General features: G+C 51.1%; 6 protein-coding genes. 4 read left to right on the forward strand and 2 right to left on the reverse strand.

Annotated elements, in window-relative coordinates:
- Positions 1-484: 484 nt before the first annotated feature.
- The 3 genes from F3H20_RS19620 to F3H20_RS19630 all read left to right on the forward strand — a co-directional run bounded on the left by F3H20_RS19620 (position 485) and on the right by F3H20_RS19630 (position 3,774).
- Positions 485-1,153, forward strand: coding sequence for a superoxide dismutase (locus F3H20_RS19620; RefSeq protein ID WP_149736530.1), 669 nt, complete (start codon positions 485-487; stop codon positions 1,151-1,153).
- 379 nt (positions 1,154-1,532) lie between these two features.
- Positions 1,533-2,681, forward strand: a complete 1,149-nt coding sequence (locus F3H20_RS19625) for a glycosyltransferase (protein WP_188128430.1) — start codon at positions 1,533-1,535, stop codon at positions 2,679-2,681.
- The gene (locus tag F3H20_RS19630; RefSeq protein WP_149736532.1) at positions 2,665-3,774 is read left to right on the forward strand and encodes a mannosyltransferase family protein; all 1,110 of its coding nucleotides are present in this window, start codon (positions 2,665-2,667) and stop codon (positions 3,772-3,774) included. The genes F3H20_RS19625 and F3H20_RS19630 overlap by 17 nt, the downstream gene beginning before the upstream one ends.
- Positions 3,775-4,054: 280 nt before the next feature.
- Here F3H20_RS19630 and F3H20_RS19635 read toward each other — a convergent pair whose 3' ends face one another.
- The gene (locus tag F3H20_RS19635; protein ID WP_091752068.1) at positions 4,055-4,249 is read right to left on the reverse strand and encodes an H-type small acid-soluble spore protein; all 195 of its coding nucleotides are present in this window, start codon (positions 4,247-4,249) and stop codon (positions 4,055-4,057) included.
- Between the two features lie 92 nt (positions 4,250-4,341).
- On the opposite strand from F3H20_RS19635, the gene F3H20_RS19640 reads away from it, so the two are divergent.
- Positions 4,342-4,758 (forward strand): secondary thiamine-phosphate synthase enzyme YjbQ, encoded by a 417-nt coding sequence (locus F3H20_RS19640; RefSeq protein WP_149736533.1) that lies wholly within the window; start codon positions 4,342-4,344, stop codon positions 4,756-4,758.
- A gap of 7 nt (positions 4,759-4,765) precedes the next feature.
- Here F3H20_RS19640 and F3H20_RS19645 read toward each other — a convergent pair whose 3' ends face one another.
- The gene (locus F3H20_RS19645; protein ID WP_149736534.1) at positions 4,766-6,481 is read right to left on the reverse strand and encodes a methyl-accepting chemotaxis protein; all 1,716 of its coding nucleotides are present in this window, start codon (positions 6,479-6,481) and stop codon (positions 4,766-4,768) included.
- Between the last annotated feature and the right edge of the window lie 210 nt (positions 6,482-6,691).

Raw genomic sequence — 6,691 nt, forward strand, 5'->3', positions numbered from 1 at the left:
GGGTTATCGCTTAACCCTTTTAAGATACAAGCTTGTACAACATCTCGATGGACATCTACTCCACAACAACAGGGTAACAAGGCTTGCACTACAACCACCCCTCGTACGTAATTAGCAGGATGGATTGTCTGATTTTTTAAAGTTTATTGTTCGCTGTTTATCAGCAATTCTCTGTACTCTAAGACAATCTGATCATGTTCTAAAAGCGGAGTTATCTCCAAACCGTCCCTCGATCTATTCCTGCTCCTTTGAGTATACCATGTCCGACTTGTTTTCATCGATTCTCCTGTGACTTACTCCTTTTTGTCATGGTTGTTCTCGCGATATTATGGTTGGAAGTTAGCGGTTTTTGGGCCGGACTTTGGCGGAGTCTGGTCAGGTTTGACCGGTAGAAAGAGGCAGTTGTGAAAGTTGCGGTTCCCTGCCGGCCGGGTGCTTCATAGGCTGATAGTGAAGGGGAAATTTCATTGAACCGGCAGGAGGGATGAATCAGGTGTTGCGGGATATCCGGGAGAAAAGTGTCCCTTTAGGAAAACACCGGCTGCCGCCGCTGCCATATCCGTATGATGCGCTGGAACCGGTTATTGGTGAAGAGACCTTGCGTATCCATCATGACAAACATCATCAGGCTTATGTGGATGGATTGAACAAGGCCGAGCTTCAGATGGCGCAGGCGCGGGCTGAAGGGGATTACACTTTCGTTAAGTACTGGGAGAATGAATTGGCGTTTCAAGGTTCGGGACATATTTTGCACAGTGTGTACTGGACTATTCTGGCGCCAGAGGGCTATGGCGGCAGACCGGGACCGGTAACGAGGCAGCAGATGACCGCCCGCTTTGGCAGTTTTCGGGCCGGCATGGAACAGTTTATGGCCGCCACCGCCAAGGTGGAGGGATCGGGCTGGGGCATACTGGTTTGGAATCCAGCCTGGCAGGCACTGGAGATACTGACGGCTGAAAAACATCAGAACCTGACCCAGTGGGGATCGATTCCCATTCTGGTTATTGATGTATGGGAGCATGCCTATTACCTGGATTACCAGAATAAGCGGGAGGACTATATTCAACGCATTATGGAGCTGATTGACTGGGATGAGGTGGAAAATCGATTGTGCCTGGCCATCAAGGGTAAGCTGCCGTTGATTATGACCTGACTGTTTGGTCCGGACAAATGCTGCAGCAACAGGATACTGTATGTTTTTCCTGATCTTTTGGCAACCTAGTACCGTATCATCTCTAAAACTGTAGGTAATGACGGGGAGATTTTTCGTAAAGCAAGGCGGAGGAAGTCGGCATACCGGACGTATGCCGACTGACGGCAATTGCAGTGAAAAATGTACCGTCAGTATCCACGGGATTAGGGGTGATGCGGTACAACCATATACGGGACTGTATTGCGGTGAAAGCAGCCGCTTTTGCTGCTATACAGTCATTTGCCCGGAGACTAAGTCGCATTTATTTTGGAAGGGGATACAGACCGTCAGCGTGACTCAGTCGCCGGCTAGTAAAGGCCAGATCAAGGAGGAATTGCTGATGGAGCTCAGTATTGTCATCCCGACCTATAACGAACGGGATAATGTTGTTGCGATTGCCAGCCGGATACAGGCGAGCCTGCCGGCCGGGACCGGGTATGAAATTTTGTTTGTCGACGACAGTTCCGATGATACGCCTGAGATACTAAAACAATTGGCCAAGAAGGATAGTCATGTGCGGTGGTTTCACCGCAGTAATCGCCGGGGGTTGGCTCAGGCGGTGGCTGAAGGGATTGAGGCATCGGACAGTGAGTATATCATCGTGATGGATGCCGATCTCCAGCATCCGCCGGAAATCCTTCCTCTGATAGTGGAACGTTTGAGGCAGTACGATGTGGTGATTCCCAGCCGGTTTATTCCGGGCGGCTCCGACGGGGGACTAAACGGGTGGCGCAAGCTGGTATCCTGGGTGGCAAGAAAGCTGGCCAATCTGGCCATAAGGCGGCTGCGTGACATTTCCGACGCTACCAGTGGCTATTTTGGCTTGCGGCGGGCGGTAGTAGACCATATTCGGCTGGAGCCTGTAGGGTGGAAAATTCTGCTCGAAATCCTCGTAAAAGGAAAGTACCGGACCGTGCATGAATTGCCTTACTCTTTTGCCGTCCGTGATCAAGGCGTTTCTAAGATGTGCCTGCGGGAGCAGTGGAACTATCTGCGGCACGTGGCGAGGCTGCTCTGGACAAGCCCCCAGGATATGCGGTTTATCCTATTTTGTCTTATTGGGGCTATTGGCGTAGTCGTTAATATGAAGCTATTGAACTTTTTTATCAGCCTGGAGCTATGGGGTGATTTGCAGGCGTCCTGTATGGCGTCGTTCCTGGCTATGGTCCATAATTTCCTGTTAAACAACTGGCTGACCTGGCGGGACCGGAGCCTGGCGCCGGTCAGCCTGATCAAACGGTTTCCTCCTTATCTTATGGTATCCTGTCTGGGTATTTTGGTTACCGGACTGACGGCAAAAGGCTTCACCCTGCTGGGTTGGAATATTTATGCCGGCCAGTTTGCCGGCATAGTAGCGGCCGCCTGCTGGTCGTTCACTCTAAACAACCGCTGGGTATGGCTGTTGCCGGCCCCAAGCTGCGAGACGGCTAAGCTTGTGGTTACCCAGGAAAGTGCGCTGGAGAAGGTCGTTGATGAAACTGTTATATAGACATCCGGTCTGGCTGGCCTGCGGGGTGCATCTGCTATGTATGTATATTGGTGTGACGCTGGCTGCCAGTCTGGTCCAGCGACCGCCGGCCGGTTTTGTGAATCCCGGCGTGTATGGTCTGCCTGAGCTTGCCAATGCTTTATTCAAATGGGACGCCCATTGGTATACCTTTGTAGCTGAACATGGCTATAGCAAGCAGTCCATCGTTTTCTTTCCTTTATTTATCCTGCTTATTAAAGCGGTGGCAAGTAGCGGACTGAGTTATGCGCTGGCAGGTTTCCTGGTGAGCAATGTCTGCGCTTTAATTACCTATCCTCTTTTGTACCGCCTGTTGCGGCTGGACTTTCCGGAGCAGTTGGCTATTCGCGGCCTGTTGGTTTATGCGCTGTTTCCCACCTCCTTTTTTTTGCAGAGCGTATACACGGAGCCGCTCTTTTTAGTATGCACCTTTTCCTGCGTCTATCTGTGCCGGCGGCGCAACTGGGTTTATGCCGGGCTGTGGGGTGCTCTGGCGGCATTAACAAGAAATATCGGGGTTGTACTAAGCCTGTTTATGCTTTATGAAAGCTACCGGACTTATGGCAACAGAATAGGCCGGGCGGTGGCCCGCCTGGCGTTCTTGTTTCCGCTGATGGCTTTTCTGGGCTTTTGCCTGTACAATTACCGGCAATTTGGCGATGGATTCGCGTTTTTGCACGGACAGGAGGCCTGGGGACGTCAGTTTGGACTGCCCTGGAGCAACTTATGGCATAATATGCTGTATATCAGTCGTGGTGTGTCCATCTTTGAAATAGGGGTAATCGCCGATCAGCTACTTGTATTGGTTGCTCTGGTTTGCCTGGCAGCCGGCGGCTTTTGCGGTGTTCAGCCGTCCTACCTGCTCTTGGGCGGAGCCTGGCTGTTAATACCGCTGCTGTCGACTTCAACAGTATATCCTTTGTATAGCCTGGCCCGCTTTGTGTTGGTTATTTTTCCGGTCTATTTTGTCTTGGCCAAGCTGCCGAAATTCTGGTATTGTGCCTGGCTGTTGGCCAGTGCAGCCGGGTTGATCTTTTTTACGGCGGCCTTCAGCAGTTGGTATTGGATTGGCTAGTACCTTGTCAATCCTAAAACTGTAGAATACTGGCGAAACTATTTTTTTGCAAGGCAAGGCGGGGGAAGGCATGCCGGAAGTATGCTGACTGACAACGAAAAGGGCTTGCGGCAAATATACCGTTAGTATTCACGGAGCAAGGTTTGATAAGGTACTATTGATACAAAACAGCCAGAGTTTGCCCGCTCCGGGGGCATACTCTGGCTGTTTTTAAACGGTTGACTTTATCGGGGGTTTATAGCTACGATAGTAACGAAACCATAAAATGGCACAGGAAGGGTTATTCCAGCTTTAGAGGTCCGGTTTCCACCAACTGGTCAATATCCACGGTAATCGTATTGCCTTTTTCCATGTAGGTGACTTCGGCCTTGCTGGTGCCCTTGTCGACCTTTTCCAGCCATACGTCGTTACTGCGGTACAGGACACCGATTACATCGGGAGAATTGATAATTTCTTCCGCCCTGGTGGCTTTCATCAAATCATCCTCTCTTTTCCGTTTAGTATGTGCCGGAAAGAAAGGAGTATGTAAGTTGTTTTTTTAAAAAGTTACGGAAAGAAGGGAATCTCTTGAAGCATTACCGGAAAGAACTGACTTTTCATATTCCCGGCCGGCGAGGCTTTTTAAACATAACCGGCTATGTGGCGGAAGCGCTGCGGGAAAGCGGCATTAAGGAGGGCCTGTTGCTCTGCAATGCTATGAATATTACGGCCAGCGTGTTCATCAATGACGATGAGCCGGGCTTGCACCAGGATTTTGAAGTCTGGCTGGAAAGGCTGGCACCTGAAAAACCCTACAGCCAATACCGGCATAACGGTTATGAAGATAACGCCGATGCTCATTTAAAGCGGACAGTCATGGGGCGGGAGGTGGTTGTTGCCGTAACCGGCGGCAGGCTGGATTTTGGCACCTGGGAACAGATTTTTTATGGTGAATTCGACGGAAAACGGGATAAGCGGGTATTGATTAAAATTATTGGCGAGTAGGAAACAACTAGACTTGAAATTTGCTGATTTCTCCCTGCAGGTTCGTGGCCAGTCTGGCCAGCGTCTGACTGGCGGAGGAAACCTCTTCCATCGATGCCAGCTGTTCCTCCGTAGCGGCGGAAACTGTCTGTGTTTCACTGGCTGCCGCCCGGCTTAACGTGTCGATTTCTTTGGCTGCCATAGCGACGTGCTGACTGCTGGCCGCCATCTGCTCTATGGCAGCGGCGATTTCTGTTACTTGTTCGGAAGTCTGGTGAATGACTGTGACAATTTCCTGAAAAACCTGGCCGGAAGTGCTGACGACTTCCGTACCCAGCTTGACTTCCCGGGAGCCTTCCTCCATGGCTACAACCGCCATTTCGGTATCACTCTGGATTTCTCCGATTAAGGTTGATATTTGCTTGGCTGCGTCCTGAGACTGTTCGGCCAGTTTGCGCACTTCTTCAGCGACAACCGCGAAACCACGGCCCTGCTCACCGGCCCGGGCCGCCTCAATAGCAGCGTTTAGGGCCAGCAGGTTGGTCTGGCCGGAGATGCCGGAAATGGTGTCGACAATTTGCCCGATTTCCTTGGAGCGTTCCCCCAGTTTGGCTACTACCCGGGCCAGGGTAGTTACAGTATTGTCGATATGCTGCATTTGAGCCACGGCTTTCTGAATGGATGCATCGCCCTGATTGGCCTTGCCGGCAGCCTGCTGTGAACTGGTGGAGGCTTCCGCCGTATTGGCGGAAATTTGCTCAATGCCGGCGGACATCTGTTGGGCTATGGCTGAAGTTTCGTTAGCGGTAGTTACCTGGTTTTCCAGCTCTTTGGCCACTTCGGTGATGGCCAGAGCTACCTGGTTGGCAGCCTGGGCCGACTGTCCGGCGCCGGAGCTTAGCTCCTCCGAAGAAGCGGCTACCTGTTCAATAGAAGTACTAACCTGGTTGATCAGGCCCTGCAGGCTGGAACGGGTGTGTTCCAGCGCCTCCGCCAACTGCCCCAGTTCGTCGCGTCGCTGGGGCATCAGCCGCTGGACGCGAAAATCACCGGTGGCAAAGGTGCGGCAAAGCTCCACCATGGCCGTAAGCGGGACAGTAATATTTCTGGCGATGGCTATTCCGCTGCCGATCAGGAGCAGGCAGGACAATAGGAAAATAGACACAACGATGATCATGGCCCGGGCGAAATAGTCCTCGCTGGCCTTGTTGGTCTGTTCCGACAGAGTAACATAGTAATTGGATAGCTCCTGTAATCCGCCGATAAAGGCCAGCGCCAGCGGCTCGACCTGGGTGGTGTATAGCGCAAAGGCCTCGTTATTTTTGTGCTGCGCCGCCAGACTTAGCACCTCTTTTCGTGCTTCCCGGTATTTGCTCAGCGTCGCGTTGGATTTGGTCAACAGGGCCCGGGCGTTGTCATCAAGCGGTAGTTTATCGATAAACTGCAGTTTTTCATTGACCTTTTGGGCCGCGTCCTGCAATGTGGCTTGTAGTTCCTGCCCTTTTTTATCGTCCACGGTGAGCATGGTCTCTAAAATAGCTCCGTTGGCCTTGCGGGTCAAATCGCGAATTTCGCCGATTGTCTGCACCGGAACCAGTCGTTCCTGGTATAGTGCGGTCATGGCGTTATGGGAATGATTTAAGTAATAAAAACCGGTATAACCAATGCAACTTATAGCAAGTAGTGCTACAGCAATTAAGCTGGCAAGTTTATAAAGGACTTTTAAATTGGCAAATAAACCCATAGAATCCTCCTCTGACTATACGGTGATATAAGTACAATAAATCTGCGTAAATAGGACTTGAAAAAGCTGCTCACCTACCTTTCTGGCGCGGTTGCTAGAAAGTGTGGAAAGGAATGAAACTTTTCCGGCAGCCGTGTAATGGGAACCATCTGTTTGCGTGTTATAAATGTAACAGGAAAGCCTTTATGTAACATAATAACCTTTTGTTAC

Origin of the sequence: Propionispora hippei DSM 15287, from assembly GCF_900141835.1 — a bacterium.
GTDB classification, from domain to species: Bacteria; Bacillota; Negativicutes; order Propionisporales; family Propionisporaceae; genus Propionispora; species Propionispora hippei.